We start from the raw sequence: 20,373 nt of genomic DNA on the forward strand, positions 1-20,373 counted from the left end.
CGGTCAATCCGTTGTTGTCATCAAATTGATAACCCTCCCATTTCGTGTTTATACACTTATAGGGAAACGTGTCGCACTAATAGCGTTTTTATTATGATAACTTCAAATAATTACAATTACAGTAATGTTGTAATATTCATTTTCAACCTCCGAAATCCTGCAAATATAACTCGTCAAAATATGCATTGGGCAAATTAACATATATCGCCAACTTTAGACAAAGTTTATAAAGGACATTTCAGTACATATCAAGAATTAAGAATAAGAAGATATGTAAGGGAGGATGAATTATGACTGAACACGTTTTATTTTCTGTTAGTGAAAACGGCGTTGCATCAATTACTTTAAACCGCCCAAAAGCACTTAATTCTTTATCTTATGACATGTTACAACCGATTGGGCGAAAACTGAAAGAATGGGAAAATGATGAGCGAATTGCGCTTATCGTATTAAAAGGAGCTGGCACAAAAGGTTTTTGTGCAGGCGGCGACATTAAAACTCTTTATGAAGCACGTTCAAATGAAGCTGCATTGCAGCATGCGGAACGTTTTTTTGAAGAAGAGTATGAAATTGATACATATATTTATCAATATAAAAAACCGATCATTGCTTGTTTAGATGGAATTGTAATGGGCGGTGGTGTCGGTCTTACAAATGGTGCGAAATATCGAATTGTAACTGAGCGTACGAAATGGGCAATGCCAGAGATGAATATCGGCTTCTTCCCAGACGTCGGTGCTGCTTATTTCTTAAATAAAGCTCCAGGGCTTGCTGGCCGCTATGTTGCTTTAACGGCATCTATTTTAAAAGCTGCTGACGTTTTATTTATAAACGCTGCTGATTACTTTATGACATCTGATTCATTACCAAATTTCCTTACTGAATTGGAAAGTATAAATTGGCATAAAGAAGATGATGTACATACTAATTTAAAAGAAGTCATTCGTACATTTGCAACTGCTCCAAGCTTAGAGAGCCAACTTGCTCCTATATTAGAAGAAATGAATTCACATTTTGCATTCGATACAATTGAAGAAATCATCCATTCATTGGAGAAAGATCACGGTTCCTTTGCTTTAAAAACGAAAGAAATACTATTATCAAAATCCCCTATTTCGTTAAAAGTAACATTAAAACAGTTTATTGATGGACAAGATAAGTCCGTTGAAGAATGTTTCGCTACCGACCTTGTACTTGCTAAAAACTTCATGAGACATACAGATTTCTTCGAAGGAGTACGCTCTGTTGTCGTTGATAAAGATCAAAATCCGAATTATAAATATAAGCAGTTAAGTGATGTTTCAGAAGAAGATGTAAATCGATTCTTTAACTTACTTAATGCATAAAGTGAAAATTTAATAAATGGGGAACATCCCCATTCATACGGGATAAACCTGAGGCTATATAGTCGTGTGATTACGCGACTATATAGCCTCTTTCCTATTTAATAATTTTTAATAAAATTTAATTTTATTAAATCGAGATATGTGCTACACTATTTTTAATCAAATATTCTAAAAATAAAAAAGGAGGAGCGACTATGATTGAAAATTTTTTTCTTTTCATCGTTATGTCCATTTGTCTTATTATTTTACCCGGTCCAGATACAGCAATGGCCACGAAAAACACATTAGTTGCCGGTAAGATTGGTGGAGTGAAAACAGTGTTCGGTACATGTGTTGCACTTTTGATTCATACGTTAGCAGCAGTAATCGGACTCTCCGCACTTATTGTAAAGTCAGCTCTTTTATTCTCTATTTTCAAGTACGTTGGAGCTCTATATTTAATTTATATTGGTATTAAAGCCCTTTTAGCAGTAAGAAACAAAGAAGGCGTTGATACGAACGATATATCTTTGAATAATGAAAACGAGCATACTTCTTGTTTTCGCCAAGGGTTTCTTACAAATTTATTAAACCCTAAAATTGCAGTCTTCTTTTTAACTTTTTTACCGCAATTTTTAAATCCAACTCATAATACGTTTATCCAACTTCTCGTAATGGGCCTTACTTATCTCATTTTAACAGTTATATGGTTCGCTTTTTATATATTTTTAATTGATAAAATTAGTGCTTTTATGAAAAAACCGAAGACGCAACGTTATATTCAAGGGTTAACAGGAATCGTCTTAATTGGTTTTGGTATTAAACTAGCTTTTGAAAAAAGTAATTAACAAGACGAAAAACACCACATCTTCAAAGTGGTGTTTTTCATTTAACAATTTATTCGACTGGTCTAGGCTACTAATTAATTGTGAGGAAACAATCCCTCTACTCTCTATTAAAACCAGCGCTCAGTTACAACTTTTTTACGTGTATAGAATTGAACGCCATCTGTACCATTTGTACCTAAATCACCATAGAAGGAAGCTTTATTTCCTGCAAATGCGAAGAATGCCATTGGTGCTGGAACGTTTACGTTTACACCGATCATACCAGCATCGATATTATCACGGAATGTTTGTGCATGTTTACCATTTGACGTATAAATAACCGCACCATTTGCGAATTTAGATTGATTTGTCAGTTTAATACCTTCTTCTAAATCTTTAACTCTTACAATGCTTAATACTGGAGCAAAGATTTCATCTTGCCAAATTTTCATTTCTTGATTTACACCATCAAAGATTGTCGCACCTACAAAGTAACCTTCTCCAACTTCTTCCTTAATTTTACGACCATCTACTAATAAAGTTGCTCCATCTGCTACACCGCTATTAATATAGCCTAGTACACGCTCTTTATGAGATTCACGAATTAATGGTCCAACATAATTATCTTCGTGGAAACCATCACCTACTTTTAACTTCTTCGTTTCTGCTACTAGTACGTCGATGAATTCATCAGCAATTTCATCAACTACTGCTACTACTGAACATGCCATGCAGCGCTCTCCGCTGCTTGCGAATGCCGATCCAATTACACCCTGTACTGTTTTCTCAAGATTGCAATCTGGCATTACAATCGCATGGTTTTTCGCACCAGCTAACGCTTGTACACGTTTCCCATGTTTCGTACCTGTTTCATATACGTAACGAGCTACCGGCTCAGATCCAACGAACGAAACAGCTTGAATATCTTTATTTTCTAAAATGCTATTTACAACATCTTTTCCACCTTGTACTAAATTTAATACCCCTTTTGGAAAACCAGCTTCATAGAATAACTCTACAAGTCGCTCTGCTAAAAGTGGCGTTCTTTCAGATGTTTTTAATACGAATGTATTACCGCAAGCAATTGCAAGTGGGAACATCCATAATGGAATCATCATTGGGAAGTTAAATGGCGTAATACCAGCCACAACTCCAATTGGATAGCGCCAAATCGATCCATCAATGCCGCTAGCAATATTCGGTAGAGCTTGTCCCATCATTAAATTTGGTGCTGATGTTGCAAGTTCTACTGCTTCAATACCACGTTGTACTTCACCAGTTGCATCCGTTAATGTTTTACCATTTTCTAGCGTAATGATTTTTGCAAGCTCTTCTTTGTTTTCTTGTAAAAGCTGTAAATATTTATACAATTGTCTTGAACGATTCGGAACTGGTACTTTAGACCATGTTTCGTATGCTGCTTTTGCTGCTTCAACAGCTTTTTCAACATCTTCTTTCGGAGATAGCGGAACGTAAGCGATAATTTTTCCAGTCGCCGGATTTGGAACTGCTTCTACTTCTGTACCAGTAGATTCTACCCACTCACCATTAATATGATTTTTTACTCGTTTAATTTCAGTTGTAATCATTATATTCTCTCCTTTTTTATAATGTATATAAGTCTATTATTTTTGATTAGAAATTAATTGTTCACTAACTTTCTTATATAAAGCAGCCATATCGTTTTCACCATACCCAGATTCACTTGCTTCTTCATATACGTTTAATAGCATTTCACTTACTGGTAAGTGAAGTTCGCTTTCTTTCGCTAAATCTACTGCAAATCCTAAATCTTTCTTTAATAAATTCACAGTAAAGCCTGGATCGTAGTTTTCAGTTGCAATGAAACTTTTATAATTACGCTCATAAATTCTACTTTGACCGTAACTTACATTTAAAATATCAAACAATTTATCTAAATCCATATTATTCTTCTTCGCTAATGTTAAAGCTTCACTCACACCAGCTGTATAAAAACCAATTAATAAGTTATTAATTAATTTAACTGTTGTACCACTATCAATTTGCTCACTAACATGGAAAACATTCGCGCCAAGTACGCCCATGATAGATTCCGTTTTCTCATATACTTCTTTCGATCCACCAACCATAAACGTTAATGTACGATTTTCAGCTCCAATTACCCCACCACTAACAGGCGCTGCTAAAAAGTCTACTTTCTTTTCCTTTGCAGCTTCCTCTAACTGTTTGTTTAATTGTGGAGATACAGTACTTGTATCAATTAAAACTACATTCGAGTGACTATTTTCAAATAATCCTTCTTCCCCAAAATATACCGCTTCAACAGCGCGAGGTGAAGGTAAGCTTGTAAAAATCACATCGCATGTTTCTGCTAGTTTTGAGATTGATAAACCGATAATTCCTCCTTCATTTTCAAAGGAAGCTTCAGCCCCTTTATTTAAATCCACACCGTATACTGTGTAACTTGATTTAACTAAATTTTTAGACATTGGAAGGCCCATGTTACCTAAACCGATAAAGCCAATCTTTTTCATATCGCTTTCCTCCTATTTACACAATATACTTTCCACGATTTATAATAACTTTCGCAATTTCTCTCTTTTTCGTAAACACGTTCGTGTATAAAGGCACTAATAATTGACGAATTTCAGCTAAAATTACGTGTCTATCTTGTTCTTCTGTGACAGCCGCTGAAAGTATAGAAATCGCCGCTTCTTCTACTTTACGATAGCCTTCTTCACAAATAACGTCAGTTATCATTTGTTTCGTACGCTCTTTCTCTTCACCATTTTTACTAATTGCTTTACTCGTACGTAAAAATGCTGATTCCATGACGTAGACGTCCGTTAACATATTTGATAATACACGTGAATATTCTTGCTCTTGATCAATTTTTAAACCTGGAGTTTTAGAGAGCGTTTTCAAAGATTGTTTCAACAATTTTTTCGCTAATAAAATGTAACGATGGTTTCTTTCAACATTTGCTACATCAATCTCTACTTCAGTATCTTCAATTTGTTCCATTTGCTTCATTAACATTTTAGCTACTGTTAATCTATTAATTTCATTCGTTCCTTCAAAAATACGACTAATTCTAGCATCACGATATAATCGTTCTACCTCGTACTCTTGCATATAACCGTAACCACCATGAATTTGTACAGCTTCATCTACGATATGACCAAGTGTTTCAGAAGCATTTACTTTATTAAGTGCACATTCAATTGCAAATTGGGACATTTTTTTCATAAGGTCCTCATCACTCTCATGAATGGCTTCATCAATTACACCTGCTGTACGGTAAGCTGCACTTTCTGCTCCATATGTAGAAATAATCATATTGGCAATTTTCTCTTGAATCATCGTAAAGTCCACTAATTCAGTTTGGAACTGTTTTCTCTCTTTTCCATATTGAACCGACAAACCGATTGCTTGTTTTGCTGTTCCAATATTTCCAAAAGCAAGTTTTAGTCTAGCGAAGTTAAGAATATTAAGAGCTACGTGATGCCCTTTCCCAACTTCCCCTAAAACATTTTCAGCAGGGATGAAAACATCTTCTAAAATAAGCGTCGCTGTTGAAGAACCTTTAATCCCCATCTTCTTTTCTTCTAATCCTATTGATACACCTTCACATGTTCTTTCGACAATAAACGCTGTCATTCCTTTATTTGTCTTCGCAAAAACAACGTATACATCTGCCATATGAGCATTTGTAATCCACTGCTTCTCACCATTCAACTTCCAAGCAGTACCTTCTTCATTCAATACTGCACTCGTTTTTGCACTTAATGCATCAGAACCAGCATTTGGCTCAGTTAAAGCATAAGCCCCAATCCATTCTCCCGATGCGATTTTTGGTAAATATTTTTCTTTCTGTTCTTTCGTTCCGTAATATATGTAAGGCAATGTACCTACACCGGCGTGTATATTAAAAGAAACGCTAAATGCACCAGCGTAGCCCATTTTCTCTGCTACAAGACCTGAGACAGCCTTTCCTAACTCGAACCCGCCATAATCTTCTGGTACCTCAATGCCTAATAATCCAAGTTCCCCAGCTTTCTCAAATAATTGACGAGAAACTTTATAGTTATGTTGTTCAATGTTCTCAATTTGTGGAACAATTTCTTGTTTAACGAATTGTTCTGTCGTTTTTGCAATTAAATCTTCATCACCTGAAAAATCTTCTGGCGTAAAGAAAGCATGATTCACATCTTTATTAAGTGAAAAAAATTCATCCCACGGTAACTTCGTTTTCTCCATCTGAATCCCCCTATCATTTCGGCCTTACTTGCTACTACGTATGCTCGTCTACGATGAGTGGAATTTCTTATTTTTGAAAACAGAAGGCGATGAATTTTCACATCAAGCAGTTCGTTTTGCCAAAGATGTATTCTCATCGCCTTAGTTGTTTTATCTATTGATCCTCTGATAATACTGTTTTTGCAATTCCAGTATCTAATTCTTCAAAGTCATGATATGAAATTGTTTCATATAACTCACTTCTCGTTTGCATACTTGAAAGTGCATCTTTTTGAGAACCTGTTTCCTTAATTAAAGTAAACACATTCTCATATGCTTTCGCTGCAACACGAAGTGAAGTTACAGGATAAATAACCATTTGGAAGCCCATATTTGCAAATTCCTCTGCACTATAATACGGCGTTTTTCCGAACTCAGTCATATTCGCAAGTAAAGGCGCATTTACTTTACTATTAAATAGACGGAACTCTTCTTCTGATTGAAGCGCTTCAGGGAATATTGCATCTGCACCTGCTTTTACATAAGCGTTCGCTCTTTCGATTGCTTCATCTAAGCCTTCTACACCGCGAGCATCTGTACGTGCTACAATATATAAGCTTGGTGCAACTTCTTTAATCGCTTTAATCTTTTGAACTAATTCTTCTGTCGTAACAAGTTTCTTACCATTTAAATGTCCACATTTCTTTGGTAATTGTTGATCTTCAATTTGAACAGCTGCTACTTTCGATTCCACCATTTCTACCGCTGTTCTCGCTACGTTTAATACACCGCCAAATCCTGTATCAATATCGACAAGAACTGGTAAATCTGTAGCTCTTACTAAATCTCTTGCTCTCTCTGCTACTTCAGTAGACGTCACGATTCCTAAATCTGGTAGCCCTTTACTTGCAGTGTAAGCAGCTCCCGATAAATATAGTGCTGAAAAACCTGTATTTTTCGCAACAAGAGCTGCCATTGCATCATGAGCACCTGGAATTTGCAAAATTTCATTTGCTTCTACTAAAGCTCGGAAGCGATTCGCAAGCTCTTCTTGTGTTGACTGTTTATTCACAACCCAAGCCATTCTAGATTCCCCCTATTATTAAATTAAGAATAGATCTACAAATTCGTTTACATTCATATTTTCTAGTTTTTCTTCATTTAAACAAACTTCATGAATTTGTTCTTGTTGCTTACTAGAATAATGACCTGCCATATTTGCAGTGAATTTTTGAACAACTTTTGGAATCGCTTCGTCTCTACGGAAACGGTGACCAAGTGGGTATTCACATTCCACATTTTCTGTTACAGTACCATCTTTAAAGTGAACTTGAACAGCGTTGGCGATTGAGCGCTTGTTCGGGTCAAGATAATCTAAACTGTACTGCTTGTTTTCAACAACAACCATCTTATTACGTAATTCATCTACACGTGAATCATTTGCTACTACATCCTCATAATCGTCTGCAACGATATCTCCTTTTAATAAACCGATTGCCGTAATATATTGTAAGCAATGATCACGATCAGCTGGGTTATTTAATGGACCTTCTTTATCGATAATACGAATTGCTGATTCATGAGTTGTAATTGTAATACGATCAATTTCATCTAATCTTTCTTTAATTTCAGGATGCAACTTCACAGCACACTCTGCAGCTGTTTGTGCATGGAATTCTGCTGGATATGACACTTTAAATAATACATTTTCCATTACATATGACTCTAGTGGTCTTGCTAACTTTAACTCTTGTTTATTGAATAATACATCTTGGAATCCCCAACCTGGTGCAGATAATGCTGTTGGATAACCCATTTCACCTTTTAGAGCAGTCATTGCAAGATGAACACCGCGACTCGTCGCATCACCTGCTGCCCATGATTTACGTGATCCAGTATTTGGAGCATGACGATATGTACGAAGACTAGAATTATCAATCCACGCATGTGATAATGCATTAAAGATTTCTTCACGTGTTCCGCCAAGCATTTTCGCAACTACAGCAGTTGTTGCTACTTTTACGTATAATACGTGGTCAAGACCAACACGGTTTAAACTATTTTCTAAAGCTAATACACCTTGAATTTCATGTGCTTTAATCATCATTTCTAATACTTCACGTACTTTTAATGGTTCTTTTCCTTCTGAAATACGAACACGGCTAATATAATCTGCAACTGCTAAAATTCCGCCTAAGTTATCAGATGGATGTCCCCACTCTGCTGCAAGCCAAGTATCGTTATAGTCTAACCAACGGATCATACATCCAATATTAAATGCACCTTTCACTGGATCAAGCACATATGACGTACCTGGTACACGTGTACCATTTGGCACGATTGTTCCTGGTACAACTGGTCCTAGTAATTTCGTACACTCTGGATATTGTAGTGCTAGAATTCCGCATCCAAGCGTATCAAGTAATACGTAACGAGCAGTACTGAATGCTTCTGCGCTAGTTACCTCTTTATTTAATACATAATCCGCAATTTCTTCTAATAATGCATCTTTTTGTTTAATTTCATTTGTTTTAATCATGCTATTCTTCCCTTTCTGTCGAAAATTCGTTATTATTAATGATGGGTGTCGGTCAAACACCCATCTGGCGGGCGGCGCTAACAACTCCCCAGTTGTTCTTACTTACTAAGTACATGTCGCTCGCCAATATAATTTACACGCGGACGGAACAAACGATTATTTGCATGTTGCTCAATAACGTGCGCACATAATCCCACTGTTCTAGAGCTAAAGAAGATTGGTGTGTAAAGTTGAATTGGAATACCTAGCATCCAATATACTGGAGCTGCATAATAATCAAGGTTTGGATAAATTCCTTTTTCCTTCTCCATAATCTTTTCTCCAGCTTCACACATTTCATATAGTGTATAATCACCTTTTACATCACATAACTGTTTTAAAGCTTCCTTCATCATAAGTGCTCTTGGATCCATCTTCTTCATATACACACGATGTCCAAAGCCCATAATTTTTTCTTTGTTATATAGTTTCTTCTGTAACAACTCTTCAAACTTCTCAACATTACCAGCTTCTAAAAGCATGTACATAACCGCTTCGTTTGCTCCGCCGTGTAAGCTACCTTTTAAAGATGCAACTGCACCTGTTAAAGCACCATATAAGTCGGATTGAGTTGATGCAATAACGCGTGCTGTAAATGTAGAGTTTGGCATTTCATGTTCACTATATAAAACAAGGGAACGATCAAAGATCTTCTCCTCAAGTTCAGTTGGTTTTTTACCTGTTAACATATAGAAGAAATTCGCGCTATATGTTAATTCTTTAAGAGGCTCGATTGGGTCTTCATTATTTAAAATATGATAGCTATTCGCTACAATGTTTGGTACTTTACTCAATAATTTGTACCCGCGGCTTTTGTTTACTTCTAACGAGCGGTTTTCGATATCATTATCGTAACCAGCTAATGCGGACACACCTGTACGCAATCCATCCATCGGGTGCGTTTCTTTCGGTAATGCCTGTAATACGTTGAATACACCTTCTGGTACCGCGTATTCTTCTTTTAATTTCTTTTCAAGTTTTGCTTTTTCATCCTCATTTGGTAGATGTTCTTCCAATAAAAGGTGCACAATGTCTAAATACTCTTTTGTTTTTGAGAGTTCGATTAAATCATACCCTTGAATTACAATTTCACCTTTCACTGTGTCAAGAAACGAGATCTTCGTCTCCGCTGCCACTATACCATCTAATCCCGGGGAAAATTTTTCTTCAGCTTTCATCATTATTTCCTCCAATCCTAATAGATCTTCGTGCACATAACTGTAAGCCTTTACAATATCGTGAAACTACATTTCTATTTCAATGTATCAGAGTTTTTAGAAGATTTCAATTTATTTTATAATGATAAGTTTCCTATACTTTTTCCGATGTAACAATACAATTTTTTAAGAATAATTTTCATATTTTATAAAGAAAGGACAGACTTCTTTTTGTTTTTATTAAAACGAAATATAAGGATGATTCAAAAAATCCCACTAAATATATCATTCTTCCAATTTTTTTAAGAAAATAAAAAAAACGAGTTGTATACATCTACAACTCGTTTCCACATGATATTTATTTCACTATCTCTTCAATATGATTTTTATATAAAACTTATTTATTTTTAAAAAAGTTATTATTTTACATAATTAAATTGAATTTCTTCCGTTTCCTCATAGTAACATTTAACTAAATGATAGTTTTTAAAGTACCAAAGATTATAAACATCCCCAAAAAATAGAATGTCTTCTTTCTCAACTGATACGATTTCCCCATCTGATTTCTCAGAAACTATCCCTAAAGAATAGTCCGGTTGAATTGAACTATTAATACGTTATCCTTTAACCATTGCAAATCGTTAAGTTCAATTGAAATTTTCATCTTTGTTACTCCCGCTTACGCAAATTCTTTTTTACCTAATCGCTGTTTTACAAAAACGACAAAAATAATTAAAGCAAGTAATCCTGAAATTGCACTACCTGCAAATAAAATACGGTAACCAAACATTTGCGAAACAACTCCAAGTAAAATCGCACCAAGTCCAATCCCTAGATCAAATGCGGTAAAGAACGAAGCGTTAGCAACTCCTCTTTTACTCCGGTCAACAATTGTAATCATCGCTGCTTGCAATGCCGGTTGCGCTGAACCGAACCCAACACCGTATAATGCAGCGGCGATAATTACACCCATTAAACTATTTGAAAGTGTTAATACAACTATTGCGATAATAGTAATACATAGTGCTGGGAGTATGATAAATACTTCGCCATACTTATCTAATAGTTTTCCTGAAATTGGTCGTACAATTGTTAAAGCAACTGCATATACAAGAAAGAATGTCCCAGGATTCACATCAATTGACGATGCAAATAGCGGTAAAAACGTCGTAATCCCTCCATATGCAAATGATAAAAAGAAAACAACAATCGTAATGGATAGAACCGATTTTTCAAACAACTGCATTTTCCCTTTTTCTTTTTGGGGTGTGAATGGCATTTTCGTCATGAACGATAATAGGACTGCCATAAAGGATAAAAGAGTTGCTAACAAGAATAGGCCGTGAAATGAATAATGTTGTACAACCGATAATCCAATCATTGGGCCGATGGCCATTGCAATTGTCATGGCCATCCCGTACCACCCCATCCCTTCACCACGGCGTGAATCTGGAATAATATCAGTTATCGCTGTTCCAACAGCTGTTGTAGAAACAGCCCATGTTACTCCATGAATAACCCGCAAAACAGCTAAAAGGACAATAGTCGACGCTAAATTATAAGAATACATCGTTAACCCAAAAAAGATGAGTCCGAAAATAATAAAAGATTTTCTACCATATTGATCTAACATTCCTCCGATAATTGGTCGTATTACAACTGCTGCTATTGTAAACATCCCCATCATAAGTCCAACTTGTGATTCATTCCCACCTATCTCTTTAATAAAGAGAGGGAGCGTTGGTACAAGTAAATAAAATCCTGTAAATAAAAATAACATTGCGAAAGTCATTTGAATAAATGATTTCGTCCATAATCGTTCCATTAAAATTCCTCCATAAACACGTAAGTTATTGCAATTAACACCTCCATTTTACATTTTCTTAACCCCTTTGCCCTCCGTAAATAGACGTATCTTTTTATAATAAATAGTCCATCATCCATTTAAATTAGTCTTACAACTTTATACGTATACCTTAGCCTAAAGTCCTATCTAGAATGTACCTTTATACGTGTGAAAAGAATATACTACTTTATTATCACAACTTAGGAGTGATTATTTTTATGTGGATATCATCAAGAGTTACTGCCGTGGTTGTTCCTTCGATTCCCGAAATACACGCTCCCGCCGTTCATACAGCTAGTTCTGATGTCGGTATTGAACTTCCCGCAACTTGGCAACAATATCAAATTCCCGGTCAAGTTACTCCCTCATTTTGGCATCATGGCGCACATCCAAGTAGTACTACCTTTTACAATCCCAGTTATACTCCATTGCCTCAGGCTCAAGTTTTTTATCATTTTCCATCAATTTATTTTCAAAATTTCTACGGTACTTTTAACATTTAAATTCATCATTGCATTGCTTCATTTTAACGAAAATAATATGTCAATTTATTTTCAATATACAAAAAGTCGAACTCCTAATAACTCGGAATTCGACTTTTTATGTAATTTACATACATAAATACACTGTTAATAAAATACATGAATCAAAGATTTAACTACAAATCTTACTGTTTCAAAGATTTATGTGATCCATCACAATTAGTCCCTTTTTGAGACAGTCCGCACGTACAATCATTTAGTCCCTTACCATCCAAAATCCTCTCCATATATTTTTCTATTCTGGATGTTCGAGTTTTAGTTTGTTTAGCTTGCGAAAAATAAAGGATGTATGCTCTTTGGCGTCCCGGTGTAAGCGACTGAAAGGCAACTTTAAAAGTAGGTATTTCATCAAATTTATTTTGAAGCTCTTCTGGAATTATAGTTTCTTTATGCTCTTTCTTTTCTATTTTCAAACCTCTTTTTTCAACTTCAATAGCTTCAGTAATATATTTCTTCAAAATGGATTCCATTTCAATGATTTCTTGTATATTAGTAAACCGAATCTGACGCGCCGCTTGTGTATTTTCCGTTTGTTGGACTAAAATCCTATGAGTATCCTGCAACAATGCACCTTTATGAAACTGAAGCGCACAATATTCTTTAAATCCATGAATTAAAACTATGTTTTTTTTCGCAAACGTGTAACAAGGATGCATCCACTTAAAATCTTCCGTTAATTCACAGTCAAGAACAATACTTCTTAACTTCTCGTATTCTTCTCTCCATTTTTTTGCGCCATTTAAAAATTCATCAACTTTAGGATTCATTCTGCTATTTGTCAATATGAAACGCCCCTCTATCTTTTCAAATCATTTAAAACTTTGTATACTAGCTTTTTCAACATATATGTAATAAGGCAATTCTCTTTTTCAGCTGAAATTCACATATCCAAGTGTAAAAGAACATATAAAGCTCGTCAACTAATAGTATGGAAACTATTTAGCGATTTCACATAACAACTATTTATTCCTTATCCCACATACAGGACTTACTATAGAGTTTTCTGTAGTAAAGCGCTAATTAACATTTTGATTTTAACGATAAAAAAGCACTTAAGATCGTAATTCTTACAAATCTTAAATGCTTTTTTATATTTTTCACAAATTTTTCTTATTGTACATTATTAGCAGGAGCTTCTCCTGTATTCCCGCCAGCATCTGGTTGTGTGGTCGCTGGTGGAGTTGTATTCCCTTGACCTCCTCCATTATTTGCTGGAGGTGTCGTATTTCCTTGACCTCCTCCATTATTTGCTGGAGGTGTCGTATTTCCTTGGCCTCCTCCGTTATTTGCTGGAGGTGTTGTATTTCCTTGGCCTCCTCCGTTATTTGCTGGAGGTGTTGTATTCCCTTGGCCTCCTCCGTTATTTGCTGGAGGCGTCGTTCCTTGGCCATTTCCGTTATTTTGTTTCTTTTCTTCTTCTTGTTTCTTTTGCTCTTCTAGTTTCTTTTGTTCTTCTTGCTTCTTCAGTTCCTCTTGTTGCTTTTGTTCTTCTTGTTTTTTAAGTTCTTCCTGTTTTTTTAATTCTTCTTGCTTTTGCTCTTCTTCAGTTTTTTGCTGCTGATCTTGTTTTGGTTGCTCTGTTGTATCCGGTACGCTCGTATTTGGAGAAGAATCACGTTTTTCACCTTTTATACGTAGCTCACTACCTTCTTGAATAACACTACTTGGCATTTTAAATCTTGATTTGTCAGTAGCAAACTCACTCATCATTTCTTTGAAGATCAACTGTGCAACTTTCGTATTTTTACTACTAATATACTCGTCTTTACCATCTTTCATATATCCAGTCCATACTGCCATCGTATATTGTGGTGTATAACCCGCAAACCAACTATCACGAGTTGCACTTTCTGGAATGTTATATTTCGCCAATTGTTTTGAATCATAGTTTGTTGTACCCGTTTTACCAGCTACATCTAAAGAACTAATATTTGCCGCTGTACCAGTACCTGATGTCACTACTGAACGAAGCATATCAGTAATCATATATGCTGTAGAATCAGCTATAACTTGTTTTGGTTTTTGCCCAAAACTTTGTGACTTGCCGTCTGGATAAACTACTTTCTTAACAAAATGCGGTTTCGTATACTTACCACCATTACCAAATGTCGCATAAGCACCCGCCATTTCAGTTGGTGATACTTCGTTCGTACCAATAGCTGTAGATTCTGCCGGTGGTTTATTAAATGTAATACCTAATTTCTCAGAGAATTCCTTTGATTTATTAAGTCCTACTTCTTTTGCAGTTTTAACTGCCGGAACGTTACGCGACATTTTTAACGCTTCGCGCATAGTAATTGGGCCTAAATGATTTCTGTCCGCATTTCGAAGTTCTTGTCCCGTTGAATATTTAAATGGAGAGTCATCAATTTGATGATACGTAGCCCATTTTAAATATTCAATTGCAGGACCGTAATCAAAGATTGGCTTCATAGTTGAACCAGCTGCACGATCTAATTCAATTGCCATATTATGCCCTTTAAATACTGCTTTATTTTCACCGCGCCCACTACCTATAGCACGAATCTCACCTGTTTTCGTATCCATAAATGTGAAAGCACTTTGGAATTTATCATTTGGATAATTAATAATATTTTCATCTAATATCCTATCAGCAGCCTTTTGTGCTTCTATATCTAAAGTTGTATAAATTTCTAAACCGTCAGAACCAATGTTAGCATCTGGCAATTCTTTTTCAACTTCTTTCACAACCGCATCCATAAATGCAGGATATGGCATTGCTTGTACAGTTGCAGTTTTAAGTCCATCTGTTACTTTGACTTTCGAAGCTTCTTCCATTTCTGTCTTCGTAATATAACCATGTCGATTCATTAATTTTAGTACAACATCTCTTCTTTCTGTTGCTCTTTGAATATTTTCTGTTTTCGTTGGATCATAGTTATTCGGTGCTTTCGGTAAACCTGCAAGCATCGCAACTTCTGGTAATGTTAAATCTTTCAATTCTTTACCATAGTAGTTTTGTGCTGCTGTTGCGATACCATATGAACGGTTTCCTAAATTAATTTTATTTAAATACATTTCTAAAATTTCATGTTTTGAATACTGTTGTTCTAACTTATACGCTAAATATATTTCCTGAACCTTACGTTTTGATGTTTTTTCCATCGATAAGAAGTAGTTTTTAATAACCTGTTGCGTTATTGTACTTCCACCTTGTGAACCATAATCTCCTTTAAGACTCACCAAAACAGCACGAGCAGTACCTTTAAAGTCTACTCCACTATGCTCATAAAAACGTGCATCCTCTGTTGCTAAAAATGCATTTTCTACTAATTTAGGAATTTGATCATACGTAACATTCGTCCGTTTTTCTTTCCCGTATTCATATACCAAATCGCCATTTTTATCATAAATTTTTGAGGATAACGGATTAACAAGTTTTGCTTTCTCAAGTTTTGGTGCATCCTTAATCATTACGAAAAAGGTAGCAACCCCCGCCACTAAACCAACAATGCCAAGTAATAAACATGTAATTAAAAACTTACGAAAGAATGATGTTTTACCTTTTGGTTTTTTTGCTTTAGAAGCTGGTTGTTTTTTCTTTTTAACTTGTCGTCGCTCCTCTCGAGAACGATAATTTTCTGACATGTTACTTTCTCCTGCCTTTCAATTCTCCCGTTGATTTACTTAAAAATATTGAGGTCACTTTCTAAACTGAAGTTAATTAAGAAAGTATATTGACCTGGAGCATTCAATATTTTCCTAATTCACAGATTATAAATTTTAGAATACTTCTTATACAAACTATTTTCACTTCTATTTTTCCTAATAATGCTGCCCCTTTAAGCATAGAATGTAAAAAGTGAATTTTTCATACCTCGTATAAATAATATACCTTTTTTTCAAATGGTCAATATTTTCTTATTTATAAATCAAAGGTGAAATAAAAATAGCACAACGATATGTACTTCGTGTGAACTTCCTTATAATTACGTATAACGAACATTTAATATATTGCATATAAATATAATACCTCTTTAATTATAGGGATTTCAACACCACAACCTCAACATTTACAAGAAATTATTAAAAATAAAAAGTGAGGCGTTGCGTAATGATGAAGCTATCTCCCGTGATTTCAAAAAATATAGTTGCTGTTGGCTATAATCCTTTTTCTATGATTTTACGCATTCAATTAAAGAATGGAATGTATGATTTCTTTAACGTGCCTGAAAATATTTACACCGGTTTATTAAACGCACATTCTAAAACTAATTATCACAATACTTATATTAAAAATTCTTACCGCTATACTAAAATTTAAACTTAAACAGCATAAAAAAAGAAAGGAGGTAGTCCCCCTTTCTTTTTACAATCATTTCACGACTTAGCTATCTTCTATTCCTCTTATTAATTTCATCATATGCTTGAATTTGTTTTTTTAATCTCCGGTCTGCTTTTTTATCATGTACAACTAATATCGCATGAATAACTCCTGGAACCCAAAATATTAATGTTAATATGAAGTTAATTATTGCTTGAAATGGCTTTCCGCAAATTAATACGGCTACAGGTGGTAGTAGAATTGCCAATAAATACATCATCTCTTGAAAACTCCTTGTTTTGTATTTTTTTATCTCTCTTCTCTTCGTACACTAATAAAACCAATTATTTTTATTTTCCACTAATATCTTTTCTACTGCTATACATTCTATTCTAATACCAAAAAACCTACCACTTCAACTTTTCTACTTATGTAAAATTGAAATTTTACATACCTCCTTTACATGAACAATTTCATACTTTTATTTTTTTCTACTCTTTCTTCTTTTTCTATTATAGTTAATCCAATCGCAGAAATAGCAGTGCCTATCGCTTGTATCCAAACACCAATGAGCGCTATTATTCTCTCATTCTTCTTATCAACCATACTGTCTTCATGTTCTATTTCGTTCTTTGATACATTAATAATCCCTTGATACGCTTGAAGTCCAGCGCCTAAACTTTGCAAAGAATTGCCTAGTATTATAATTCTTTGTATTGCTTTCATCTGAAGAAAAGCTGCTTCTACTCCTAAAAAAGCACCTATCGATTGTAAACTGTTCCCGACAATAATGAGATAATCATTCTCTTTCAATTGTTCATTTATATTAAAATATGTTCCTATTACATTCGATATATTTCCTAAGGCTAATAACTCAATGCCCATTTTATCGAGCATTTCACTTTTATTCTCCAAACACATATTTTGATTTTCATCCTCTTCCTCGGTATCATTACTCGCTATAATTTGCAATATATACCCAAGGGCTTGTAATGAGCCTCCTACAATTACAAGATCTGATTCAATTTTCTCTTCCCCAATAAATCCTCTTGTCGTCCCAATAGCCGCCGTAAGATTCCCTCCTACTTGAAACCATGCTCCCGTCACTTTTAAACCACTTGGATTCATTCTTATCACCTATTTAGAAATTTTCTACTGCTTTCGAAATACATAAATGGCATCCTCTTTCTCATATTTATTTTCTATATGTAATTTTGTGCATTCTATAATGTGTTAAAAATACAAAAAAGCACCTTTAAGCTACTTTTTTAGACAAAGTGTGTATCACTAAAAATATGCCCAGAATGTATATTTACATACATTCTGGGCATGTCAATGAAGCTCCATTTTTATCTATTGTTATATTTAATATATATTTAATCGCATTACGCGACCACATTTCAGGTGTGGGTGATTCATTTACATACTGTGGTGCACATGAATACAGCATTGGAGTGCTAATGCTGCCGCCTGGATCTAAAGCGACAACAGCCATGCCATAGGGCAATTCAAGTGCCATAGATTTCGTGATACCTTCAATTGCAAACTTTGAGGCACAATATGGCGCCAGCTCAGCTTCTCCCTCTCGGCCCCAACTAGAACTCATATTAATAATCATTCCTTCTTTCCTAGCTACCATCGCTGGGACAAATGCTCTAATTACATTTACTACACCATTTACGTTTACATTCATTACATTTTCGAATTCTTGAGCTGTTACTTTCCACAGCGGCGCATTTTTATTAACAATCGATGCATTATTTATTAACAAATCAGGTGCTCTATATCTATGAAGTATATAATTTGCCCAATTACTTACTTGATGGGAGTCTGAAACATCAAGTATTTGAAAATCATGTATATTACCGTAATATTTTTTCAATTCTTCGATTTTATCTTTTGAACGTCCACAGCCATATATATTCCATCCCAATTCATGAAATCGATCAACCATTGCACGACCTAATCCTTGCGTCACTCCTGTGATCATTACAATTTTTCCAGTTTCGTTTTGCTTCATATACCTCTCCTCCTTTATAAAATTTTACACTCTTCCTTTTCGTTCAGCCATTTACTAAAGTATCAACTCATTTCATACTTTAGTAGGAATTTTTATGTAAGCAAAAAGAGTAACCATAACAGTTACTCTTGCTTATATATCAAAAAAATCATTATTTATTTCGTTATTGCTTTTATATTTCAGCTTCTTTTTTCCGCATTTCTAACACCGATACATATAAGCTACACCTAGATTACCTACTTTTATTTAAATTCTCAATCTCATTTTGCAACTTTTTGAATTGTTCAAAATGCATAGTGATAGATTGACTGTTACCATAATCAACACTATGCTTCACAAATAAAACACCAGTGTCATGAAAAATTGCTTCCAATTCTTTTCTGATGGATACTTTCATTATATGTGCTGTTTTAATTGCCGATAAAATTGCAATTTCATTAAACTTTAATTTTATTTCATTTGGACAAAATGCTTCTTCAACCAATATAACTTCATTGCTATAAATAATTGCAACAAGATTACTTGATTTTGCATCTGTTAAATCTACTTTTTTTATAACATTATTCATTACATTTTGCCTCCTTTGCTTTCGCATATATTAATTATACAATAATTATTTTTAATTACTCAACCTTACATTAATTTTAACATACTTTTATTGCGGGATTGGATTAAACTACACTTCAAACGTTTTACTATTCCACAATTTTTATTCCATGAACCATTTGGACTATAACACCATATAGTAGTGTTAACAAATGATTGTAAAGCGGGTGAAAACTATGCCATCAGTTGTAGGGAATTTAGTTGTACAAAATAGTAACGGTTCATTTAACTTAGGTGATTTCTACAACGTTTCTCCGAAAGAAAATACGAAGGCTTATAATGGATCTGGTGCTTCAAACGTTGGTTTTGTTGTTAATACTTTTAGTGGCGTGAGCGCGACTAATACATTTGATTCTGACCTTGCAGATCAAAACCAAGTTGGTACCGCCTAGTCCTATTTTTTCATCGTTCTGTTTAGGAATTTTAAATTTGTCTATACTATAATCAGGCTGTTACACAGCTATTGTTGATTTTTTGAGTACCCTATCTTTTTCTCCCTTTCCCTGGGGCTTAGCAGCTAGTATGAAGCTAGCTGCTTTTTCGTTTCAATTTTTCTCTTCCTCATCTAACAAAAATAAAAAGCTAAAATTTAAATTTCAGCTTCCTTTACGTTATTTCAATAATATCCGAAGTATTAAATACGTAAGTTTTATAAAATGCGTCAGTACATATTACAATGCGCTTTAGCGGGTTTATATGCACAACTGTCATATAGCTTGTAAGTATGTAGCCCTCTTCAAAATATGTCACTAATATTTCTTTCTCAGACAATAACGACGTTAATAATTTATCAGAAATTCTCTCTTTTGCTTCTTTTGTTAAGAGTGGTTTTTGTACTTTAAACTTTTCTCCAACAATCTTTTGCATACTTAACAACTGTTCCGACATTGCTGTAAATGGAACCCATTCTTTTTCTGCTTTCTGCACCTTTACATCATTCATTTCTTTATCTCCTTGATCATTTAT

At 34.6% G+C, this 20,373-nt stretch carries 19 protein-coding genes and 1 pseudogene; 5 read left to right on the top strand and 15 right to left on the bottom strand.

Annotated elements, in window-relative coordinates:
• Window positions 1-290: 290 nt before the first annotated feature.
• Both KVT31_RS04985 and KVT31_RS04990 read left to right on the top strand, forming a co-directional pair.
• Window positions 291-1,346, top strand: coding sequence for an enoyl-CoA hydratase/isomerase family protein (locus tag KVT31_RS04985; RefSeq protein WP_088096358.1), 1,056 nt, complete (start codon window positions 291-293; stop codon window positions 1,344-1,346).
• Window positions 1,347-1,540: 194 nt separating this feature from the next.
• A complete protein-coding gene (locus tag KVT31_RS04990) occupies window positions 1,541-2,173 on the top strand; it encodes a LysE family translocator (RefSeq protein ID WP_088096357.1) in 633 nt (210 codons plus the stop codon).
• A gap of 107 nt (window positions 2,174-2,280) precedes the next feature.
• Here KVT31_RS04990 and KVT31_RS04995 read toward each other — a convergent pair whose 3' ends face one another.
• The 8 genes and pseudogenes from KVT31_RS04995 to KVT31_RS05030 all read right to left on the bottom strand — a co-directional run bounded on the left by KVT31_RS04995 (window position 2,281) and on the right by KVT31_RS05030 (window position 11,933).
• Window positions 2,281-3,741 (bottom strand): CoA-acylating methylmalonate-semialdehyde dehydrogenase, encoded by a 1,461-nt coding sequence (locus KVT31_RS04995; RefSeq protein WP_088096356.1) that lies wholly within the window; start codon window positions 3,739-3,741, stop codon window positions 2,281-2,283.
• Between the two features lie 36 nt (window positions 3,742-3,777).
• Window positions 3,778-4,668, bottom strand: a complete 891-nt coding sequence (locus KVT31_RS05000; protein WP_088096355.1) for an NAD(P)-dependent oxidoreductase — start codon at window positions 4,666-4,668, stop codon at window positions 3,778-3,780.
• Between the two features lie 16 nt (window positions 4,669-4,684).
• Window positions 4,685-6,394 carry an acyl-CoA dehydrogenase family protein gene (locus KVT31_RS05005; protein WP_088096354.1) on the bottom strand — a complete coding sequence of 570 codons (1,710 nt, stop codon included), beginning with the start codon at window positions 6,392-6,394 and terminating at the stop codon, window positions 4,685-4,687.
• Window positions 6,395-6,548: 154 nt separating this feature from the next.
• Window positions 6,549-7,457, bottom strand: a complete 909-nt coding sequence (gene prpB / locus KVT31_RS05010; protein ID WP_088096353.1) for a methylisocitrate lyase — start codon at window positions 7,455-7,457, stop codon at window positions 6,549-6,551.
• A gap of 18 nt (window positions 7,458-7,475) precedes the next feature.
• Window positions 7,476-8,912 (bottom strand): 2-methylcitrate dehydratase, encoded by a 1,437-nt coding sequence (gene prpD / locus KVT31_RS05015; protein WP_088096352.1) that lies wholly within the window; start codon window positions 8,910-8,912, stop codon window positions 7,476-7,478.
• Between the two features lie 98 nt (window positions 8,913-9,010).
• Window positions 9,011-10,132 (bottom strand): citrate synthase, encoded by a 1,122-nt coding sequence (mmgD, locus tag KVT31_RS05020; RefSeq protein ID WP_140392451.1) that lies wholly within the window; start codon window positions 10,130-10,132, stop codon window positions 9,011-9,013.
• A 395-nt stretch (window positions 10,133-10,527) separates the two neighbouring features.
• Window positions 10,528-10,719: pseudogene (locus tag KVT31_RS05025) on the bottom strand (hypothetical protein); the annotation flags it as partial.
• Between the two features lie 68 nt (window positions 10,720-10,787).
• Window positions 10,788-11,933 carry an MFS transporter gene (locus KVT31_RS05030; RefSeq protein ID WP_088096350.1) on the bottom strand — a complete coding sequence of 382 codons (1,146 nt, stop codon included), beginning with the start codon at window positions 11,931-11,933 and terminating at the stop codon, window positions 10,788-10,790.
• A 239-nt stretch (window positions 11,934-12,172) separates the two neighbouring features.
• Between KVT31_RS05030 and KVT31_RS05035 the strand changes: the two genes are divergently transcribed.
• Complete coding sequence (locus tag KVT31_RS05035) at window positions 12,173-12,457, top strand: hypothetical protein (protein ID WP_088096349.1); 285 nt, start codon at window positions 12,173-12,175, stop codon at window positions 12,455-12,457.
• A 164-nt stretch (window positions 12,458-12,621) separates the two neighbouring features.
• On the opposite strand, the gene KVT31_RS05040 is transcribed toward KVT31_RS05035, so the two are convergent.
• Both KVT31_RS05040 and KVT31_RS05045 read right to left on the bottom strand, forming a co-directional pair.
• Complete coding sequence (locus KVT31_RS05040) at window positions 12,622-13,278, bottom strand: DUF1801 domain-containing protein (RefSeq protein WP_088096348.1); 657 nt, start codon at window positions 13,276-13,278, stop codon at window positions 12,622-12,624.
• 328 nt (window positions 13,279-13,606) lie between these two features.
• Window positions 13,607-16,105, bottom strand: a complete 2,499-nt coding sequence (locus KVT31_RS05045) for a PBP1A family penicillin-binding protein (RefSeq protein WP_088096347.1) — start codon at window positions 16,103-16,105, stop codon at window positions 13,607-13,609.
• A 466-nt stretch (window positions 16,106-16,571) separates the two neighbouring features.
• On the opposite strand from KVT31_RS05045, the gene KVT31_RS05050 reads away from it, so the two are divergent.
• Entirely contained in the window at window positions 16,572-16,781 is a 210-nt protein-coding gene (locus tag KVT31_RS05050) for a KTSC domain-containing protein (protein ID WP_140392450.1), read from the top strand.
• Window positions 16,782-16,848: 67 nt separating this feature from the next.
• Here KVT31_RS05050 and KVT31_RS05055 read toward each other — a convergent pair whose 3' ends face one another.
• The 4 genes from KVT31_RS05055 to KVT31_RS05070 form a co-directional block, all read right to left on the bottom strand.
• Complete coding sequence (locus tag KVT31_RS05055) at window positions 16,849-17,061, bottom strand: YqaE/Pmp3 family membrane protein (protein WP_088096346.1); 213 nt, start codon at window positions 17,059-17,061, stop codon at window positions 16,849-16,851.
• A gap of 179 nt (window positions 17,062-17,240) precedes the next feature.
• A complete protein-coding gene (locus KVT31_RS05060; protein WP_088096345.1) occupies window positions 17,241-17,909 on the bottom strand; it encodes a DUF6944 family repetitive protein in 669 nt (222 codons plus the stop codon).
• Window positions 17,910-18,093: 184 nt separating this feature from the next.
• Window positions 18,094-18,801, bottom strand: a complete 708-nt coding sequence (locus KVT31_RS05065; RefSeq protein WP_088096344.1) for an SDR family oxidoreductase — start codon at window positions 18,799-18,801, stop codon at window positions 18,094-18,096.
• Window positions 18,802-19,033: 232 nt separating this feature from the next.
• Window positions 19,034-19,369, bottom strand: coding sequence for a hypothetical protein (locus KVT31_RS05070; RefSeq protein ID WP_088096343.1), 336 nt, complete (start codon window positions 19,367-19,369; stop codon window positions 19,034-19,036).
• A 214-nt stretch (window positions 19,370-19,583) separates the two neighbouring features.
• Between KVT31_RS05070 and gerPF the strand changes: the two genes are divergently transcribed.
• On the top strand, window positions 19,584-19,799 hold the full coding sequence (gene gerPF / locus KVT31_RS05075) for a spore germination protein GerPF (protein ID WP_001141569.1): 216 nt from the start codon (window positions 19,584-19,586) through the stop codon (window positions 19,797-19,799).
• Window positions 19,800-20,013: 214 nt separating this feature from the next.
• Here gerPF and KVT31_RS05080 read toward each other — a convergent pair whose 3' ends face one another.
• Entirely contained in the window at window positions 20,014-20,349 is a 336-nt protein-coding gene (locus KVT31_RS05080; RefSeq protein WP_088096342.1) for a YolD-like family protein, read from the bottom strand.
• Window positions 20,350-20,373 lie beyond the last annotated feature (24 nt).

Origin of the sequence: Bacillus sp. GbtcB14, from assembly GCF_019091205.1 — a bacterium.
Lineage (GTDB): Bacteria > Bacillota > Bacilli > Bacillales > Bacillaceae_G > Bacillus_A > Bacillus_A cereus_AG.

Excerpts from the sequence above, each read along its gene's own strand:
- KVT31_RS05035 (WP_088096349.1), top strand. The coding sequence starts at position 12,173 with ATGTGGATATCATCAAGAGTTACTGCCGTGGTTGTTCCTTCGATTCCC.
- mmgD (WP_140392451.1), bottom strand. The coding sequence starts at position 10,132 with ATGATGAAAGCTGAAGAAAAATTTTCCCCGGGATTAGATGGTATAGTG.
- prpD (WP_088096352.1), bottom strand. The coding sequence starts at position 8,912 with ATGATTAAAACAAATGAAATTAAACAAAAAGATGCATTATTAGAAGAA.
- prpB (WP_088096353.1), bottom strand. The coding sequence starts at position 7,457 with ATGGCTTGGGTTGTGAATAAACAGTCAACACAAGAAGAGCTTGCGAAT.
- KVT31_RS04990 (WP_088096357.1), top strand. The coding sequence starts at position 1,541 with ATGATTGAAAATTTTTTTCTTTTCATCGTTATGTCCATTTGTCTTATT.
- KVT31_RS05065 (WP_088096344.1), bottom strand. The coding sequence starts at position 18,801 with ATGAAGCAAAACGAAACTGGAAAAATTGTAATGATCACAGGAGTGACG.
- KVT31_RS05055 (WP_088096346.1), bottom strand. The coding sequence starts at position 17,061 with ATGATGTATTTATTGGCAATTCTACTACCACCTGTAGCCGTATTAATT.
- KVT31_RS05050 (WP_140392450.1), top strand. The coding sequence starts at position 16,572 with ATGATGAAGCTATCTCCCGTGATTTCAAAAAATATAGTTGCTGTTGGC.
- KVT31_RS04985 (WP_088096358.1), top strand. The coding sequence starts at position 291 with ATGACTGAACACGTTTTATTTTCTGTTAGTGAAAACGGCGTTGCATCA.
- KVT31_RS05070 (WP_088096343.1), bottom strand. The coding sequence starts at position 19,369 with ATGAATAATGTTATAAAAAAAGTAGATTTAACAGATGCAAAATCAAGT.
- gerPF (WP_001141569.1), top strand. The coding sequence starts at position 19,584 with ATGCCATCAGTTGTAGGGAATTTAGTTGTACAAAATAGTAACGGTTCA.
- KVT31_RS05060 (WP_088096345.1), bottom strand. The coding sequence starts at position 17,909 with ATGAATCCAAGTGGTTTAAAAGTGACGGGAGCATGGTTTCAAGTAGGA.
- KVT31_RS04995 (WP_088096356.1), bottom strand. The coding sequence starts at position 3,741 with ATGATTACAACTGAAATTAAACGAGTAAAAAATCATATTAATGGTGAG.
- KVT31_RS05045 (WP_088096347.1), bottom strand. The coding sequence starts at position 16,105 with ATGTCAGAAAATTATCGTTCTCGAGAGGAGCGACGACAAGTTAAAAAG.
- KVT31_RS05030 (WP_088096350.1), bottom strand. The coding sequence starts at position 11,933 with ATGGAACGATTATGGACGAAATCATTTATTCAAATGACTTTCGCAATG.
- KVT31_RS05080 (WP_088096342.1), bottom strand. The coding sequence starts at position 20,349 with ATGAATGATGTAAAGGTGCAGAAAGCAGAAAAAGAATGGGTTCCATTT.
- KVT31_RS05000 (WP_088096355.1), bottom strand. The coding sequence starts at position 4,668 with ATGAAAAAGATTGGCTTTATCGGTTTAGGTAACATGGGCCTTCCAATG.
- KVT31_RS05005 (WP_088096354.1), bottom strand. The coding sequence starts at position 6,394 with ATGGAGAAAACGAAGTTACCGTGGGATGAATTTTTTTCACTTAATAAA.